The 19,554-nt window shown below is 44.0% G+C and carries 14 protein-coding genes; 4 read left to right on the plus strand and 10 right to left on the minus strand.

What is annotated here, in order from left to right:
- Positions 1-44 precede the first annotated feature (44 nt).
- Positions 45-1,679 (plus strand): M28 family metallopeptidase, encoded by a 1,635-nt coding sequence (locus R8G66_24845; GenBank protein ID MDW3195628.1) that lies wholly within the window; start codon positions 45-47, stop codon positions 1,677-1,679.
- Here R8G66_24845 and R8G66_24850 read toward each other — a convergent pair.
- Positions 1,676-2,176 (minus strand): metallophosphoesterase family protein, encoded by a 501-nt coding sequence (locus tag R8G66_24850; GenBank protein ID MDW3195629.1) that lies wholly within the window; start codon positions 2,174-2,176, stop codon positions 1,676-1,678. The genes R8G66_24845 and R8G66_24850 overlap by 4 nt on opposite strands.
- A 130-nt stretch (positions 2,177-2,306) precedes the next feature.
- Here R8G66_24850 and R8G66_24855 point away from each other — a divergent pair, with 130 nt between their 5' ends.
- Both R8G66_24855 and R8G66_24860 read left to right on the plus strand, forming a co-directional pair.
- The gene (locus tag R8G66_24855; protein MDW3195630.1) at positions 2,307-2,690 is read left to right on the plus strand and encodes an Hpt domain-containing protein; all 384 of its coding nucleotides are present in this window, start codon (positions 2,307-2,309) and stop codon (positions 2,688-2,690) included.
- Positions 2,687-3,373: a LytTR family DNA-binding domain-containing protein gene (locus tag R8G66_24860; GenBank protein ID MDW3195631.1), complete on the plus strand. Its 687-nt coding sequence runs from the start codon at positions 2,687-2,689 to the stop codon at positions 3,371-3,373. The genes R8G66_24855 and R8G66_24860 overlap by 4 nt, the downstream gene beginning before the upstream one ends.
- Positions 3,374-3,584: 211 nt before the next feature.
- Here R8G66_24860 and R8G66_24865 read toward each other — a convergent pair whose 3' ends face one another.
- The 8 genes from R8G66_24865 to R8G66_24900 all read right to left on the minus strand — a co-directional run bounded on the left by R8G66_24865 (position 3,585) and on the right by R8G66_24900 (position 18,500).
- On the minus strand, positions 3,585-4,349 hold the full coding sequence (locus R8G66_24865) for an aldolase/citrate lyase family protein (protein MDW3195632.1): 765 nt from the start codon (positions 4,347-4,349) through the stop codon (positions 3,585-3,587).
- A gap of 5 nt (positions 4,350-4,354) precedes the next feature.
- Positions 4,355-5,464: a lactonase family protein gene (locus tag R8G66_24870; GenBank protein ID MDW3195633.1), complete on the minus strand. Its 1,110-nt coding sequence runs from the start codon at positions 5,462-5,464 to the stop codon at positions 4,355-4,357.
- A gap of 9 nt (positions 5,465-5,473) precedes the next feature.
- Complete coding sequence (locus R8G66_24875; protein ID MDW3195634.1) at positions 5,474-6,316, minus strand: 1,4-dihydroxy-2-naphthoyl-CoA synthase; 843 nt, start codon at positions 6,314-6,316, stop codon at positions 5,474-5,476.
- 81 nt (positions 6,317-6,397) lie between these two features.
- Entirely contained in the window at positions 6,398-7,012 is a 615-nt protein-coding gene (locus tag R8G66_24880) for an FISUMP domain-containing protein (GenBank protein MDW3195635.1), read from the minus strand.
- Between the two features lie 143 nt (positions 7,013-7,155).
- Positions 7,156-8,514 (minus strand): Gfo/Idh/MocA family oxidoreductase, encoded by a 1,359-nt coding sequence (locus tag R8G66_24885; GenBank protein MDW3195636.1) that lies wholly within the window; start codon positions 8,512-8,514, stop codon positions 7,156-7,158.
- Positions 8,511-9,299 carry a DUF1080 domain-containing protein gene (locus R8G66_24890; GenBank protein ID MDW3195637.1) on the minus strand — a complete coding sequence of 263 codons (789 nt, stop codon included), beginning with the start codon at positions 9,297-9,299 and terminating at the stop codon, positions 8,511-8,513. The genes R8G66_24885 and R8G66_24890 overlap by 4 nt, the downstream gene beginning before the upstream one ends.
- A 198-nt stretch (positions 9,300-9,497) precedes the next feature.
- Positions 9,498-11,489, minus strand: a complete 1,992-nt coding sequence (locus tag R8G66_24895; protein ID MDW3195638.1) for a sialate O-acetylesterase — start codon at positions 11,487-11,489, stop codon at positions 9,498-9,500.
- A gap of 54 nt (positions 11,490-11,543) precedes the next feature.
- The gene (locus tag R8G66_24900) at positions 11,544-18,500 is read right to left on the minus strand and encodes a BspA family leucine-rich repeat surface protein (protein ID MDW3195639.1); all 6,957 of its coding nucleotides are present in this window, start codon (positions 18,498-18,500) and stop codon (positions 11,544-11,546) included.
- A gap of 88 nt (positions 18,501-18,588) precedes the next feature.
- On the opposite strand from R8G66_24900, the gene R8G66_24905 reads away from it, so the two are divergent.
- Positions 18,589-19,023: a nuclear transport factor 2 family protein gene (locus tag R8G66_24905; GenBank protein ID MDW3195640.1), complete on the plus strand. Its 435-nt coding sequence runs from the start codon at positions 18,589-18,591 to the stop codon at positions 19,021-19,023.
- Positions 19,024-19,162: 139 nt separating this feature from the next.
- On the opposite strand, the gene R8G66_24910 is transcribed toward R8G66_24905, so the two are convergent.
- Positions 19,163-19,510, minus strand: coding sequence for a hypothetical protein (locus tag R8G66_24910; GenBank protein MDW3195641.1), 348 nt, complete (start codon positions 19,508-19,510; stop codon positions 19,163-19,165).
- Between the last annotated feature and the right edge of the window lie 44 nt (positions 19,511-19,554).

Consider the following 19,554-nt stretch of genomic DNA (forward strand, 5'->3'; position numbering starts at 1 on the left):
CATGCATTCCACAACTTGCTGGCAGCATTTAACCTAGTTCATTTATGAAACGTACCTTTTTTGGCCTGGTCTGCCTGGCATTTCTATATGGCTGTTCGTCTCCGGAATCGTCAACTACCTCAGGGAAATTTGAAATCGACACAGTTGCCGTGGCCAATCACCTCAAAACACTTTCATCGGATGCCTTTGAGGGACGTAAACCATTCTCACCAGGAGAAGAAAAAACCATCAACTACCTCAAAGAGCAATTCGAAAAAATTGGCCTTGAGCCAGGAAATGGAGATAGTTACTTTCAGGATGTCCCTATGGTACAGATCAATGGTACTCCCGATGCTAACATGAGCGTTACAGGAGGAAAAACACCTGTTACTTTATCACTCAATGACGAATATGTGGCCTATACGGATCGGCCGGTGGAGTCCGTGAGTTTAGACAATTCAGAGGTGGTCTTTGCGGGCTATGGCGTTGTGGCCCCTGAGTATGGCTGGAATGATTATGAAGGACTGGATGTAAAAGGGAAAACCGTCATTGTTCTGGTCAATGATCCTGGATTCGGTAGCGGTGACAGTACCCTTTTCAAAGGAGAGCAAATGACCTATTACGGCCGATGGACCTATAAGTATGAAGAAGCGGCCCGACAAGGAGCTGCCGGATGTTTCATTGTCCACGAAACTGTGCCAGCAGGCTACCCTTGGCTGGTCGTCAGCAACTCCTGGTCCGGAGGTAGGTTAACCCTGGATGGCGATCCTGGAAATCTGTGTGCCGTGCAAGGTTGGATCACCAGAGATGCAGCGATCAAGCTCTTCGAAGCTTCGGGCAAAGATCTCAGGAACTTCCGTGAAATGTCCCGAAACAAAAACTTTCAACCCATCAGCCTGGGCATGAATACCAGCATCGGTTTGACCAATACCATCGAAAGAAATACTTCAAAAAACGTGATCGCTCAAATTCAGGGAACCGAGAAACCTGACGAAGCAATCGTATATAGTGCACATTGGGATCACTTGGGTATCGGCACTCCTATAGACGGTGACAGCATTTACAATGGTGCGTTGGATAATGCCAGCGGTACGGCGGTACTTCTCGGTTTAGCTCAGGCTTTTGCGAATAAAGAAGTCATGCCAAAAAGAACCGTGGTGTTCCTGGCGGTTACTGCGGAAGAACAAGGATTGTATGGCTCGCAGTACTATGCAGAAAATCCGACTTTCGATCCTCAAAAAATTGTCGCGAACATCAACATGGATGGTGCATCGTATAACGGTAAAATGAAGGACCTGACGGTGATTGGTTATGGCCAGTCCGACATGGATGATTTGGCCGCCACGGTCGCTAAAACCCAGGACCGCTACATCATTCCCGATCCTGATGCCGGAAAAGGTTATTTCTATCGATCAGATCACTTCAATTTCGCTAAAATTGGTGTCCCTGCCTTATATGCAAGCGCCGATTACGAAGCAGTTGATGGTGGCGTTGAGGCCATCCAGGCGCAGAAGGATGCGTACCTGACTGGAAGATATCACCGCCCTCAGGATGAATACGATGCAGTTGACTGGCAATACGGCGGACTATATCAGGATGCCATGCTTTATCTGACCATCGGAGATCAACTGGCCAATTCCAACAGCTTTCCGAAGTGGAAGGAAGGTTCCGAATTTAAAAGTATCAGAGAAGGGAATTAACCTTTGGCCCGTGGGCCTAACTCGATCACTTCAAGGTTTTTCAAAGTGCCCTGCTCCACATCGAACCGGAGCAGGGTTTTTATTTTATGAAACCCATGCCTCCCAGCCGCACCAGGATTCATGAATAAAACATTCCGTTTCTTATCCATTTCTACTTTCAGGATGTGAGAATGTCCGCAGATCAGTACATCAGGTCGATGTTGATCCAATAATTGACGGACACGTTTATTGTAGGAAGGTGGCTTACCCGCAATATGTGTCATCAAAAAAGTCTTTCCGGAACGACCTAATAACAAATCTTCCGGTACCGCCTCTCGGATCTTATGACCATCGATATTACCCCATACCGCATGTGTAGGGCGGAATTCATTCAGCTCATCGTACAACTCAATCGTGCCAATGTCACCTGCGTGCCAGATCTCATCACAAGGCTCAAAGTACTCAAAAACCTTGGGGTCCAGAAAGCTGTGGGTGTCCGAAATGAGTCCAATCTTCATACCACGAAATAACATCGTTTTGCCGAGTATCCCATTTGTCATCGTTTTTATCCCAAGGAACAATTTCTGTTCCCATCGGATCAATTAGTTTTAAGCTCTAAATCAGTCGAATGAAAGATTCAAGCCGGTAATGAGTGATCAAAATTTCATCTATAGCGAAACGCTAGACTCAGCTTACCTGACGCAATTCTACGGAAATGATGTGTCACGTGCAGCGATGATGTTTCAGGTATTTCTTCAGGTAATTGATGGCGAAGTATCCACACTCCAAAAGCACAAAGAATCTGAAGATTGGAATGCTTTTTCGGCACAAGCTCATAAGATCAAGCCTAACTTCATGATGGTAGGGCTGGCAGAACTCAGCGAATTGATGAAGTTGTTTGAAGGAGCAAAAAACGAGGAAGACTTAAGGAAAATGATTAGTTTGCAATTCAATGAGGTGAAAAACCAGGTAGAAAATGGTAAGAAGCTTATTGAAAAGGAACTTCACCGCTTAAAGGAGTTCAACGTATGAATTGCTTGATTGTAGATGATGATAAAATGGCCAGGGTTTCGTTGAATGCCCTGTGCGACAAGATTGAAGATGTACATATCCTCAAAAGCTTCGACAATGGCTTAGAAGCCATGAAGTTTTTGAAGACGAACAAGGTCGATCTCGTCTTTCTGGACATTGACATGCCTGATTTCACAGGAATGGACCTGGTAAAATCACTGGATGACCTTCCTCAAATTATATTCATCACAGGCCATACACAATATGCGCTGGAGGCCTTTGAATATCATGTAACCGATTTTGTACCGAAACCTGTTGACCTGCCACGACTCATGAAAGCAGTGGAACGGGCCAAGGAATTGCAAACTAATATTGATACCAGCAAGGACCTGCAAAATGACATTTATGTCCGGGTCAATGGCCGATACATTCGCCTGGATTTTGTTGATATTTTGTACGTGGAATCACTTGGGGATTATGTGACTTTCGTGACCAATCACGGTAAATACATTGTGCATTCCACGTTGAAAAACATTGATGAGAAGATCAAGAGTGAGGACTTCCTGAAAGTGCACCGCTCCTACATTGTCAACCTGACGAAGATTGTGGATATTGAAGAAACAAATCTGGTCATCAAAGACAAGGTAATACCGGTAAGCCGGGCTCATCGTCCGGTACTGATGCAGAAGATCAAGACGATTTAACATTCTATTCATTCATCTTATTTTAAGCCATCGAAGAGTTTGTGGAGACACAAACTTTGTCGCACAATTTCCCCTAAGGCCATCGTTTGAGTCCTCTCAAACGATCAAAAAGCGATGTTCCCAATCAGGATAGTGCAAGTCTTAAGTTTGTGAAGACATAAACTTTGACGCAAAAGTTGTTGATTGGCAAGGACACAAACTTGGTGCGTAATTACCCTTGTTTATACTTCTCAATCGTTCCGCGGACCTGGGAAACCAGCATTAACAGGTCTACTCCTATTCCAATGAAGTTCGCTCCCTGTTCCATGTATGACTGAACTTCCTCTTCTTTTAATGCCAGTATGCCAGCCGTTTTACCACTCTGTCGGATGGTCTTCAAGGAATCCTGTATGATCTGTTCAATTTCAGGGTGATCCGTATCACCAATGTAGCCGTATGAAGCTGCCAGATCTGCAGGGCCGATGAACAAACCATCCACACCTTGTACCTTACAGATTTCTTCCAGATTTTCAATCCCTTTTCGGGACTCTATTTGCAAGATCAAACAGATCTCATCATTGGCATCATGCGCATAGTTTTCAACTGCACCCCAGCGAGATGCCCTGGCCATCGCCGGTGCCACTCCTCTAATTCCCTCTGGAGGATAAAGTACGGCATGTACCATTGCCTCTGCTTGTTCTTTGGTTTCGATCATCGGAATGACAAAGGACTGCACCCCATAGTCCAGCATTTTCTTTAGAAATACGGGATTCGCCGATGGCGGGCGAACAAGCACTTGTGTATTCGGGTAAGCCCCCATGGCTTGCAGTTGCGGTAAGATCGTGCGCTCGTCAAAGGGCCCATGTTCTGCATCGATTACAATCCAGTCATAACCTGCACCCGCACAAATTTCAGCGACATAGGTATCAGGGATCGCATTCCAGAGTCCATAGCTAATGTCCTCGGAATTGGTCTTTTGTTTCAGCTGGTTCTCCATCAACTTCAATAAAACTTGACGCAAACAGGCGTACCTACCTTTACCTCATGGCCAGTTGAGGTAAGCAACCCATCGGCACCTACTTTGAAAGAAATGATGTTGTCCGTATCCTGATTGGCAACGATCAGGAATTTACCATCGGGTGACAAAGTAAAGCTCCGGGGATTAGTGATTCCTTCCGTAGCATGCCCAATCAAATCCATGCCTCCATTCCCATCTAAGCTGAACACCGAGATGCTATGAAAGCCCCGATTGGAGTAATACAAATATTTACCCTCTGCACTGACATGAATGTCCGCCGCTTTGGTATCTCCTTCATATCCTTCCGGCAGTGCACTTACTTTATTCAAAGGCTTGAATGTCCCATCATCCAGTATTTCACAAGCCGTCACCGTATTACTCAATTCGTTCAATACATATACTAAGTCCTGGCCAGGGTGAAAATCCAGGTGCCTGGGTCCATCTTCCGCATCTGTTTTAAAGGCTGTTCTTGCACCACTTATATTACCATTGACGATATCGTAGACTTTCACTTCGTCAATTCCCAGATCGACCGCATACAGGTATTTTCCGTCCTTCGAAAATGTACTGAAATGTGCATGAGGAGCATCTTGACGCCAGTGAGTTCCTTTCCCTTCATGCTGATGAAAACTGCCTCCTTCCACCAATTCGGCAACCGATTGGAATACGGCAACATTACCTGAACTGTAATTCGCCACTGAAATCATCGAATTATCTCCATTAACTGACACGTGACAGGGATGTTTTCCCTCCACGCTTCTGGTAGCCACCAAATTAAGAGAACCTTGGCTGTTCCATTCGAATGTACTCAAGGTGCCATTCTCATTCTCGTTTACCACATAGACGTTCTTTTTGATCTTTGAAACCGCCAGGTAGGACGGATTTTCAGTTTTGGCCATCAAATAGGCCTCACCAAACGAACCATCTTCTGGGTTGAAGTTAACTTGATAAACTCCTTCACTAATTCCCGCGGTGTAAGTTCCGACTAAAATAGGAAGCATTGTCATTTGTTCTTCTCCGTTCGTTTCCGTTTCTTTTTGGGTGCTACAAGCCACTAAGGCGATGAATAGAAATAAGGAATAAAGCTTTTTCATGCGTACCGATTATGGAATGTATTTGATGTCTTTGAAGTCAGGCTTACGCTTCTCCAGGAAGGCATTTCGCCCTTCTTTTGCTTCATCAGTCATGTAAGCCAGACGTGTAGCTTCTCCCGCGAAGACCTGTTGCCCTACCATACCATCGTCCGTGAGATTGAAGGCAAATTTGAGCATCTTGATGGAAGTTGGTGATTTGGCCAGGATCTCTTGGGCCCATTGATAAGCAGTATCCTCCAACTCATCATGAGGGATCACCGCATTGACCATACCCATTTCATAAGCCTCCTGAGCGGAATAATTTCTACCTAAAAAGAAAATCTCACGCGCTTTCTTTTGGCCAACCATCTTGGCCAGGTAGGCAGATCCATATCCTCCATCAAAGCTGGTAACGTCCGCATCCGTTTGTTTAAAGATGGCGTGTTCTTTACTCGCAAGTGTCAGGTCACAAACGACGTGTAAACTATGTCCGCCTCCAACAGCCCAACCTGGAACCACGGCAATGACTGCCTTGGACATGAAGCGGATGAGTCGCTGAACTTCCAGAATATTGAGTCGGGGCATTCCCTCATCATCCACATACCCCTGATGGCCACGGGCATTTTGATCACCACCACTGCAAAAGGAATAAACCCCATCTTTGGTCGAAGGGCCTTCTGCTGACAGCAACACCACACCAATAGTCGTATCTTCTCTGGCATCGACGAATGCCTCAAAAAGTTCAGCTACGGTTTTCGGACGGAAAGCGTTTCTAACGTTAGGTCGATTAAATGCGATTCGCGCAACGCCATTCGCTTTTTTGTATGTAATATCTTCGTATTCCTTTACGGTTTTCCATGCAATCGCACTCATGTATTTTCAGCTTATGATTTCAACCGTGAAAATACACAGAAGGGAAACAACCCCACGTGCCAATCTTACAACCGGAAGGAATCAGTTATGGAACTTCACGCAACGCGTACTCAAAAAGTAGAGGTCACCTACTTTCGAATGAAAAATCTGTTCGGATCCTTTTTGCAGGGTAATGATTCCCGCTGTATTACTGTCTTTCAGCTCATTGTCCCACCAGTTGCCACTGGATCCTGCCTGTTGGAATTCTTTACCATGTGAAGCAAAGCCTCCAAACAACATGTTCATATCACTATCACCTCCCTGATGCAGGTGCTTAGCTGCATGATGTACCCCTTCAAAGAACTGAAACAAGTGTTTCCACTCGACGATGGTAGGCACGTGCCATCCCGGAGGGCAAGCTAAGTTGGCCTGTTCATAATTGTAGAGGCGACCAAACGCGTCGCAGTACTCTTTCAAGTCATCATAGCACAATGAGCCCTCCACTTCGTACTTCGAATTCTCCGCATACCATGTACGCTCTATATAGCCACTATGGTGCTTTCTCCTGAAGGTAATGGTCTTATAAACCTTGCCGTCCCTTGAATCCGTGAATGTATCCAGGCTATGTGAAAACTTGGGTTTTTTCTGTTGTGCGACACCACTGAACGCGACCAGCAGACCGAGCACAAACACGGTCAGATTGATGTATTTCTTCATCTGTAACTGATGGTTTTGATCCTTTCTGCGCATAAAACTAATGAAGGCAGCTTTACCAATCACACCCACATGGGTTTTTAGGCCATAAATGGGAATGATCGGGTTTTAGTCAGGATCAAATTGGCGTTAAGACAGGCTATTCACTAAAACTTCCGGTAATTTCCATCGAGGAACGGATTAGCTTCTGACTGAGCAAATAGTGCTTTTTCTCGATCCCAATTCAATGTCTCTCCAGGAAAACGTCCGGCAATGACACCCAGCAAAATGGTTTCTGTCAGTCGAGCAGCATATGAAAACGGCGCAGTACAGCTACCTTGATCCAGGCATGCATCCGTAAATTGCTGGTAGTGCTTGTTTCCTTCTATGGTATAGTCTCTCACGGGCTCAGCAAATTCGCCTTTCGTATCGTATTTATCGATCTCCAGGTCTTCATAATTGCCTTCCACGATCAATCGAGGCAATTGTTGGAAATGTGGCAATAACAATCGGCCTTTTTCTCCAATGAACATGGCGCCCTGGTCAGGTAAAGTTTCGTTATTAGGGAGACGTAAATCTTCATGCAAGGCGGGGGCGCCTTCTCCGTCATACCAAATCCAGGTCAGGGTATCGGTCGTGTAGGGAGTCCCCGGAAATTCATAGGTCACCTGATTTTTTTCAGGATAACCAAATCCGTTGGGAATCCGACAGGTGTTTTTGATGGTCCTGGGTACGTCCAATTGCAACGCATTGTAAGGCGTATCAAAAATGTGCACACCCATATCACCCAATGTTCCGCACCCATAATCCATCAGCTTGCGCCAATTGCCTGGATGATACATGCCTTGTTTATAGTCTCTTTCCTGCGCAGTGCCTAACCACAAGTTCCAATCCAGGTTCTTCGGCACTTTATCCTTCCCAGTTGGTAATGGTCCATCATAGCCCCAGTTTTTTGGTGACCAGGCATGTACTTTGCTCACTTGGCCAATGATCCCTTTTTGAATCAAATGAGTCGCCAGCTTGTAATCATAAAAAGAATGTACCTGTATTCCCATTTGGGTGATCAGCTTATTATCACTGGCTAGTTTGGCCATTGCCCGGGATTCGGTCACATGGTGGGTCAGAGGTTTTTGACAATAAACTGCCTTGCCCATTTCCATGGCCCGTATAGAAGCAGGTGCATGGGTGTGGTCAGGAGTTGAAACCACTACCGCATCTATGTCACCTGCCATGCTGTCCATCATCGTACGATAATCAGCAAAAGTCTTCGCTTTGGGGTGCATCTTACTAGCAACCTTCAATCGATCAGAATCCACATCACACAGCGCTATCACATCTACTGCAGGATGAGAAGTCATGGACTTCAAATCCTCCATACCCATACCTCCTACGCCTATGTGTGCCGTTCGGAGCTTATTCTGTTTGATAGAAGCCCATGTCGTAGAGGGCAAAAAGGTAAGGGAAGCCAGTGCGGCCGACCCTTTCAGGAATTTTCTTCTATTCAGGTTTTGTTGTTGCTGGCTCATAGTTTTCTCAATTTGATGTTACGGAACCAAATGGGGCTGGAATGATCCTGCAATCCGATGTAGCCGGACTTGAACTTACCATAGTTCTCAGCATCTCTCCACTTACCATTATTTTTCTTTTCATACCAGTCATCGGACCATGGCACGAAAGAGACAACCATCTTTCCGTTCAGCCAGTGTTCGACTTTCTCTGGTGTAAATACAATTTTAGTACTATTCCACTCGCCCACGGGATTCAAGGTCTTCTGATCTTCATTGGCAGGATACATGGCATAATCCGAAGCAGTCTTCTGTAATGGTTGTAATTGATCGACATTTTCAGTGTATCCCAAAGATGTATTATATCCGGTGAGGTCATGAATACCGGCATAATTTTCATCATCGATCATCTGGTATTCCGGGGACACCTCCCATGGAGCTTCGTAACCTTCTTTTAGGTGATAAAAAATTCCGCTATTTCCCCCTTCCGGCAGTTTCCATTCCAGGTACAATTCAAAGTTATCAAATTCTTCTGCGGCATAAATAATGTCTTTACCACCTGTGTAATCCTGCTCCAAACCCAGTTCCGTATCAAAGGTCAATTCACCGTTCTTCGCTACCCAGCCCGGAGGCAATGCATCACCATTATAGGCGCGCCATCCGTTGGTTGTTTTACCATCAAAAAGATAGATCCATTCATTGGGGGCTGCAATTGCAGATGCTTCCTGCTGAGCGGGTGCTTGTTGAGGAGACTGGCAAGAGCATACGATAAGCGTAAACAGCAGAGGTACTAATAATCGCTTCATTCAGGGTCTTCGGGTTAAGTATTTAAAAAATCTCAGCTGCAAAGAGTAGCTGACGATCTTTGATCAAAAACCTCAAATTAAGCCAGGATCAACGTTATCGGCGCACCGCTCATGTTTCGTATTAGGAATGCAATCGGACCAAAACCCGAAAATTCAACCCTGGTAGATAGAAAGAAGAGTAATCCACAGCAGAACATTTCATTCTGTGCTAAAAGAGGAAGCCGGTAGTCCCGTTTCATTGAATAGGGCCGCATCCACATAATCTTTCCATGCATAGCGAACATGTTTAGGTTCGGACACGTCGGTGGACCAGATCACCAGGTTACCATCCAACAGTGCTGCTTCAGCCTGTACAAATTTCCCATCGCCCCCTGCAATCTCGAATGGCATGCCCTTGCCATCGGCCAACATCAAACCACTTTCGGCATGATCAAAAGTCACAATGATCTTACTTCCTTCTACGCGATGGTTGCTATAGAGTGGACCTGAAGGGACGATCGATTTTCCATAATCTTTAGCCAACGCCCAAAGCGCCAGACGCTTGCCGACATCTTGCTTATTTCCTGGATGAATACTCGTCGGATGGCCAATATCCATGGCACTCGCCATACCGGTACCTGGAATACTCAGGGTTTTGCGTTGTGCATCTCTCAGTGCCGGGGACAACTCATTCCCATAGCCAAATGGAGCAATTTGCACGAAGTAGAAGGAAAATTCTCCCTTCCAGCGTGTACGCCAGTCGGTGATCATGCCCGGAAAGGTCTTTTCGTATTGTTCCGCTCGTCCAACATTACTTTCCCCCTGGTACCAGATGGCACCCTGGATGTTATAAGGGATCACCGGATTAATCATCGCGTTGAATAAACCACTGGGTGTCCACGAATCGAACCGATAGTCCGCTATGCCTGCCGGAGGATTTTTAAGTGCCTCCTGATTGGCGTCAAACATTAGTAGCTTTCCTTGAAACACTCCAGCTACCGCTAAGTACTTCCAGTCCTTATTCACGTCGATCTGCTGTCCTGAGGCACTGGTCAGTGTCATTTCTCCACGGAATCCACCTCCGCCACCTGTATCAATCAATCGAATCGCGATTTGATTTTCGCCTTCTTTGAAAATGCCATTTAACTCGTAGGACCTGGGGCAATTCCAGCAAAGAGTAAAAGCCACTGGCTTCCCATTGATGTACAGCGATTCCATGTCATCGATTCCTTCGGTTACAGAAAAGGTATACGCTTCATTGAGGTTGTCGATGGTCACTTTCTTCCGAAACCAAACGGCTCCATCAGCATAGGTTCCTTCCATGTTTTCAATATCATCGGGCAAGTTGGTTGTTCGCCAATTGCTGTCATCAAAATCGGGTAAAGCATATTGTCCATCTTCCATATCAAGGGACTCCCAGCCGGCTTCGTTATCCGGGAAAGAACGCGCCGGAAACTGATCATACCAGGCTTGAAAGACTTCTATCTTCTCAGGGGCCAAGGTGGCTAATTGCTTTTCAAACTCTCCAAGTTCAAGCATTTTGTCTTTGCTGATCCATGACTCCACCGGCGTACCTCCCCAGCTCGAATGAATAATCCCAACCGGGACACCAAGCTCCTGATGCAGCTTCCTCGCGAAAAAATAAGCCGTGGCGCTGCTTTTGGCCGCTGTTTCCGAGCTCATCACCTTCCACTCGCCTTCAAATTCATTGATCGGCATGGGCGAAATGGCCCGCTTCACGGTGATGAATCGAATGCCTGGATAGTTCGCGTTGGCAATTTCTTCCTCGTAGTTGTTGATTGGTTCGGTAGGTAGGTAACCCGTCAGGGGCATTTCCATGTTCGATTGTCCTGAAGCCAGCCACACTTCCCCGATCATCACATCCTCAAAGCGGATCAGCGAATCACTTTGTGCCACATCCAGCAAGTAAGGCCCTCCCGCTTCTGGCGTTGGTAGATCAAGACGCCACTCTCCATTCTCATTAACCTGGGTGGCCACATACTCGTCACTCCAGCTACCCTGTGCTTTTACCTCATCATTCGGGGTACCTGTTCCCCAAATGGTTACGCTTTCCTGCTGTTGCAAGACCATATGATCACCGAAGATTTGCGCTGGCACAAAGGGCTGAGGCTCCGGACTTGAGCAGGAAAAAAGGAAACAGAGAAGTAAAACTTCGAGAAAGTGAAAACCCATGAGCTTAGGAAAGATCATAAGCACCAATTTAAAGACTTTCCAATTCTTAATTATTCAAACTTCGTTACAAGGCTAGTCCACTTTGATAAAACGAATGATCTCATTCAATTGTACTCCATCAATTTTCAATAAGTAAGTGCCATTTTCCAAATCACCAACATAAATTCCAACCGAATCAAATACCTCGAGTAATTTCTTTCCAGAAAGATCAACGACTTGCAGTCTGACATTTGACAGAGCCCTCTCCGGCGTATTGATTGTTAAAATTTCTGACACAGGATTAGGAAATACATTTAATTCAATATGCTCGTGTTCTACACTTGTAATGGTTTCCAACTCATCTGTAACAGTGATCGATAATTCTAATTGGTCAGATAACTCTCCGTCTGATACGTTTATTATCAACTCAAATTCATTATCCATATCCTCATCGCCTGGATTCTCAAAGTCTGGCGCATTCTTAAATATCAAAACTCCTGTCGAACCATCTATCTCGAATTGGCTTTCGTCAGAACCTCCAGATAAAGAATAAGTCAAGCTATTGCTTTCTGGATCAGTAGCTGTCACAGTGGTTACGGCTGTGGTGTTCTCAATAATTGAGGCAGTCGAGTTTGATGTAATGGAGGGCGATTCATTTTCATCCACTACCATGATGCTCAAGGGCTGGTTGATGGCATTCGTTCCATCACTTATCCCTACTTCTAATTCGTAAATATTGTCCATATTCTCATCGACTGGATTCTCAAAGTCTGGCGCATTCTTAAACATCAAAACTCCCGTTGAACCATCTATCTCGAACTGGCTTTCGTCAAAACCTCCAGATAAAGAATAAGTCAAGCTATTGCTTTCTGGATCAGTAGCTGTTACAGTGGTTACGGCTGTGGTGTTCTCAATAATTGAGGCCGTCGAGTTTGATGTAATGGAGGGCGATTCATTTTCATCCACTACCATGATGCTCAAGGGCTGGTTGATGGTATTGGTTCCATCACTTATCCCTACTTCTAATTCGTAAATATTGTCCATATCCTCATCGCCTGGATTCTCAAAGTCTGGCGCATTTTTAAACATCAAAACTCCCGTTGAACCATCTATCTCGAATTGGCTTTCGTCAGAACTTCCAGATAAAGAAAAAGTTAAGCTATTGCTTTCTGGATCATTAGCTGTTACAGTGGTTACGGCTGTGGTGTTCTCAATAATTGAGGCCGTCGAGTTTGATGTAATGGAGGGCGATTCATTTTCATCCACTACCATGATGCTCAAGCGCTGGTTGATGGTATTGGTTCCATCACTTATCCCTACTTCTAATTCGTAAATATTGTCCATATTCTCATCGACTGGATTCTCAAAATCTGGCGCATTTTTAAACATCAAAACTCCCGTTGAACCATCTATCTCGAACTGGCTTTCGTCAAAACCTCCAGATAAAGAAAAAGTTAAGCTATTGCTTTCTGGATCATTAGCTGTTACAGTGGTTACGGCTGTGGTGTTCTCAATAATTGAGGCAGTCGAGTTTGATGTAATGGAGGGGGACTCATTTTCATCAATTATCATGATGCTCAAGGGCTGGTTGATGGCATTCGATCCATCACTTATCCCTACTTCTAATTCGTAAATATTGTCCATATTCTCATCGACTGGATTCTCAAAGTCTGGCGCATTCTTAAACATCAAAACTCCCGTTGAACCATCTATCTCGAACTGGCTTTCGTCAAAACCTCCAGATAAAGAATAAGTCAAGCTATTGCTTTCTGGATCAGTAGCTGTTACAGTGGTTACGGCTGTGGTGTTCTCATTAATTGAGGCAGTCGAGTTTGATGTAATGGAGGGCGATTCATTTTCATCCACTACCATGATGCTCAAGGGCTGGTTGATGGCATTCGTTCCATCACTTATCCCTACTTCTAATTCGTAAATATTGTCCATATTCTCATCGACTGGATTCTCAAAGTCTGGCGCATTCTTAAACATCAAAACTCCCGTTGAACCATCTATCTCGAACTGGCTTTCGTCAAAACCTCCAGATAAAGAATAAGTCAAGCTATTGCTTTCTGGATCAGTAGCTGTTACAGTGGTTACGGCTGTGGTGTTCTCATTAATTGAGGCAGTCGAGTTTGATGTAATGGAGGGGGACTCATTTTCATCAATTATCATGATGCTCAAGGGCTGGTTGATGGCATTCGTTCCATCACTTATCCCTACTTCTAATTCGTAAATATTGTCCATATTCTCATCGACTGGATTCTCAAAGTCTGGCGCATTCTTAAACATCAAAACTCCCGTTGAACCATCTATCTCGAACTGGCTTTCGTCAAAACCTCCAGATAAAGAATAAGTCAAGCTATTGCTTTCTGGATCATTAGCTGTTACAGTGGTTACGGCTGTGGTGTTCTCATTAATTGAGGCAGTCGAGTTTGATGTAATGGAGGGGGACTCATTTTCATCAATTATCATGATGCTCAAGGGCTGGTTGATGGCATTCGTTCCATCACTTATCCCTACTTCTAATTCGTAAATATTGTCCATATTCTCATCGACTGGATTCTCAAAGTCTGGCGCATTCTTAAACATCAAAACTCCCGTTGAACCATCTATCTCGAACTGGCTTTCGTCAAAACCTCCAGATAAAGAATAAGTCAAGCTATTGCTTTCTGGATCATTAGCTGTTACAGTGGTTACGGCTGTGGTGTTCTCATTAATTGAGGCAGTCAAGTTTGATGAAATGGAGGGGGACTCATTTTCATCAATTATCGTAATCGAAAGTGATTGAGTAGAAGTATTCGAACCATCCGAGGCATGTAGAACCACTTCGTATGCATTATCTTCATCTTCATCAATAGGAACCTCAAAATCCGGTGAAAAAGTGAAGGACAGTTCACCGGTTGCAGGATCTACCAAGAAGAAGTCTAAATCTGCACCGGCATAAATTGAAAAGGTAACATCAGAACCTTCTGGATCCGCTGCAGAGAGGCTGATAACGTTATTGAGATTTTCAATCATCTCGAAGACAGTATTTGAAGAAAAGACTGGTGCCTCATCAACATCAGTTACCTCAATTGAAAAAGCCTGAGTCACATGAAAAGTCCCGTCAGATGCCTGAACCTCTACTTCATAAATATTATCGCCATCGGTATCAGCAGGTGATTCAAAATTTGGGAGCTCACTAAATGAAAGCTTACCTGATGAAGCGTCGATGGAAAAATATTCCAAGTCAACTCCGTCAATGACCGTGTAAGTAAGGTCGTCATTTTCAGGGTCGAATGCTTGAAGAGCCAGTGAACTTTCGTTTTCCGAAGTAAGTTGCATCGCCGAAATCTCAAAAGATGGTGCCTCATTTGCATCCGTTACACTAACCGTCACTTCATGACTTCTTGTATTGTAAAGGTCCCTGGCGGCAACAACAATTTCATAATTGTTATCCTGATCCGCATCTAAAGGATTCTCAAAGTCCTGTACAGAAAAGGACAATTCCCCAGTAAGACCATTTATCTCAAAAAACGAGACATCCGGTCCACTCAGAGAGTAAGAAAGCTCGGAAGAAGTGTATCCATCTATGTCCAAGGTATATTGAGATTCTTGATTCTCTTTGGCAAACAAATTAGCGGGAGATAGTACAAAACCCGGTTCTACTTCAGGTATTACACTTACAGTAATCCAACCCGAATCATTGATTTCCCCATCGGATACAGTTACTATGACGGAACCAGTGGTTTCAGCATGTGAATCCAACAAATCAGGCTGCTCTAAAACGAGTTCTTGTGTTACAGGATTCACCGAAAAAGCAGCTGCCAGTGTTCCGCCTAAAGTGAATGAAAGCTCAAGCTCACCTGCATAAATAACATCCAATTTCAAAGGGCGATAGCCCTGAACCTCATTCTCAGCTATATTAACACGATCCTGTGAAACCCAAATGCACTTCTGTCCAAAATCTGATATGTTCCAACCATGATCGTTGACCAAAGTGTTCTTAGCGGATTCACTATCACAATAAAATCCAAAACGGCTAACCTTCAGATTCTCAGGCACATTGTCCAGAGCTGACCAGGCCCGCAGCGTAGCATCGTAATTCGAATAAGATAAACTTAAAAATGAGAAATCTGTAGAAAATGCAGAAGCAACAGCGCTGGAAATGTCCCAACCCTCAAATGATTGATCAAGAGATACTGCCACTTCGAAAATACCTCCAAAATCTGTCACCCGACTAACATCCCAACCATTTAGAGGTTGATTGAAATCAAATGCGAAATCAAACATGCTACGCATAGTAGCGACATTGCTTACGTCCCAGTCATTTAATGCCTGATTAAATCTGTAGGCACTTTTAAAAGCATAGCTCATGTCCTCTACGTTTGACACATCCCAATCATGAAGTGGCTGGTTGTATTCTATTGCTCCTTCGAACAAGCGATGAATTGTTTTGACGAAAGAAACATCCCAATGATTGATATCACTATTGAAAGATGTCGCTCCTGAGAACATCCTGGTTAAATCAATCACTCCAGAAAGGTCCGGGGCGTCTGTGGCTGAAATGTTCAACTGCGTACATCCGTAAAATGCATTTTTCATGGAAGTCCACTTCTGATCTCCCCATTGCATGATATCTATGATTTTATCTTTATCTCCCTCGTTGTTGAAAAGAATTCTAGGAAATATCCCAGTGATAATTACCTCATAGATCCCAGGCTGATCATAGGTATGAGTAATGGTATTGGTGATAGACTCATCTGTGCTACCATCTCCCCAATCCACATTGAAATTAAAACCGCCACTGGAAGCGGGTATTGTAATTTGATCAGCTGCTGAGGCTCCTGGATTATTGGTTTTCCACTTTGTGACAAACGCGACAGTGGAGACTTGATCGAGGCATAACTTTTCATCATTGAAAAAAGTCCACGCATGTTCATTGATCAATGATTGTCGAGCGGACTCAGACTCACAATAAGTGACCTCTATATTATCAAACAATATCGAATTTGGAGGAATAGTGAGTGCTGACCAACCAGTAATTGTCTCATCATAATTTTCTACGGAAATGACAGAATTGGTAAACATAAAAACCATGGATTCTGCATTACTTATGTCCCAATTTCCCAAAGCCTGATTAAACTGGAGGGAATTGGAGAACATCCTCAAAAAAAAGTTTCCACTACTCACATCCCATTTCTCTAAAGCCTGGTTGAAAGCATGTGAACTGGAAAAGGCAGCCTCAAAATCAGTTACTCTGGAAACATCCCAGTTACTTAAAGGTTGATTAAATGTACGTGTATTTGCGAATGTCCAACTCAAGTCAGTTAAACTTGACGTTATCCAGTTGTTCAATGGTTGATCGAAATCCCAGGCCCGATTGAACATATTGGACATGGTTTGCACTGAGCTAACATCCCAATTATTCAGAGGTTGATCAAATCTGATTGTCTGATAAAAGAGGTAACTCATGTCGGAAACACGCCCCACATTCCAAGCCTCCAAAGGTTGATTAAAGCTTGTGGCTCCCCGAAACAATTCCCCCATTTTTTCGATCTGGCTCACATTCCAGTGACCTATGGGTTGATTAAATGACCGACAGTCATAGAACATCCCAGACATATCCGTTACAAGAGATAAGTCAGGAGCATCTACTGCGAATACCTTCAAATTCTCACAGCCTTTGAAGGCATTGCTCATGGATTCCCATGTTATATCTCCCCACTGATTGACAAATAGCAGTTTGTTTCGATCACCACTTCCGTTAAAAAAAATTCGTGGAAAATCTCCAGTTATCGTAACCACATATTTACCCGCTTCTGCGTATGTATGTGTAATATCTCCAGTAACACCCGTATCCATCATGCCGTCTCCCCAATCCACGGAATAATTGTATCCCGAACCAGTAGTAGGAATCGTAATTTGATTTGATCCTGAAATACCAGCTATTTGAGTGTTCCACGTTGACACAAAAGCACTAGGGGTGAGGCAAGCTTGAACGTCTCCATTAATTATCCAGGAAAAGTTGTCGATCAGTCTTTGACGAGCTGTGGATCCGGCGCAAAAGGGTAAATTACTTACAGAAAGGTTTATACCTGAGGGGGGTGTGGTTAGGTTTCCCCATCCAATAAGTGTCGCATCGTAATTTATTTGTGAAATGGAAGTACCGTTAAAAATAGCGTCTATTTCAGTGACATTGGAAATATCCCAATCTCCAAGTGATTGATTAAATGCACTTGCCAAAGAGAAAAGGTCTTGCATACTTTCAACGCTGCTAACATTCCAGGTAGAGACATCCTGATTGAAATGATTGGCTTCCTGAAACAGGAAATTGATATTTTTCGCATTGCTTAAGTCCCAATCTCTTAATGGTTGATTGAAGCTGGCAGCTCGATGGAACATCCATTCCAGGATCTCTGCAGATGACATGTCCCAATTGTTTAAAGGTTGATTGAAGGAGCTAGCTTCTGAAAATGCAAATGCAAAATTCACGACGGAACTAACGTCCCAATCACTGATATTTTGATTAAAATTCGTAGCTCTCCTAAAGAGCTCCTCCATGTCGGTCACATTGCTTACATCCCAGTGGTTAATGGGATCATTAAATACTGTAGCCCCATCAAACATCTTTTTCATGCTGGTTACTCTACTCAAATCAGGGGCATCCGTGGCCGAAACCCTTAAGTTAGTGCAGCCCCTAAAACCTTCTTCCATGGAAGACCATGCGATATCTCCCCATTGTTGTACCTCAAGAATTTTCTTTTGATCTGAAATATAATTGAAGAAAATCCGGGGAAACCCCCCTGATATTTTTATGGTGTATATGCCTTTGGCATCATAGGTATGTGAAACATCACCATTCCTATTATGTTCCACTTCGCCATCTCCCCAATCAATTGTAAAGTCATATCCTTCCCCGATGGTATTTATAAATACCTGATTTTCTGCTGATATTCCAGGATTATCCGTTTTCCAAACGGTAATAAATTCACTTTGTGCTGAAAGCTGGTTAACAACACCAATAAACATTAATAAATAGCAAATCAATTTGCTCGAAACGCCTCTCATTGTTTGAATAGTTTAGTCTTCATTCAAACTTAACGAATATTCAGATCAAGGGTAGTCGCTTTATGAACAGAAGCTCTACATTTGAGAGATGGCCAATTCCCCGTTACCTCGCTGGCATGAGCTGGTAGAAAAGCAAGACATCTCCATCTTCGACGAGATCTTCCATGATGATTGTGTGTTCTATTCTCCCCTGGTTTTCCAACCCAAGGAAGGCAAAGCGCTTACCAAGCAATTCTTGTCAGCGGCTGCAAGAATGTTCAATGAAGCAGAGCATTTTACCTATGTAAAGGAAGTGGTCGATGAACAAAGTGCCGTGTTGGTTTTCCATTCAAAAATCGAGGGTATTTTCATTGAAGGCATTGACATGATCACCTGGGATGAGCAAGGTCTGATCACCGAATTCAAAGTGTTCATACGGCCGATGAAGGGCATCATGAAAGTCGCCGCTACCATGCAAAAGCAATTGGGACTCAAAGGACCGACCTTTGGGCAACGGCTAAAGATGTTGTTTAGTGGGGGGTGAATCCCTTTTTAAGGCAGCAACTCATCAAACTAAATCGCCAAAAGAGATACCCTAGTCAGGCACTCGGTCTTTTTTGCCCTCCTATCAGAACTTAAGGTCAAAAAAACCCCTGCCGGGCGCCCGGGATGACGATTTTAGCTCAACTCAATTTCTGTTTCAGGAATAAGCCGATCTCTTTTTGGAGTATATTACTGTGTGCTGGATAACCAATGCCTTCCTTGAACATGAAGGGCAAGAAAAGAATTGCTAATTCCGTCATGCCCAGAAACATCAATAGGCTACCAAAAGCACTTGGAGGTGTCCAATGGATAGAAAGTTCATTTTTATCTACAGAGATCTGCGCTCCTACCAGGGTTGATTTACCAACGATGATGCTTTGCTTGCCTGCTCCATAAGTTCGGACAGAATATTTTTCTGAAAATCGATCTTTAAGGATAGCTGTCAATTCAGGAATAGAGGGCAGTTGCTTAGAAAATTCGATCCTCACGTCTTTAGTAGTTGGTTATCTTTTTTTGTGAATACGTCAAAAAA

It is taken from the genome of Cytophagales bacterium, assembly GCA_033344775.1.
Classification (GTDB): domain Bacteria; phylum Bacteroidota; class Bacteroidia; order Cytophagales; family Cyclobacteriaceae; genus JAWPMT01.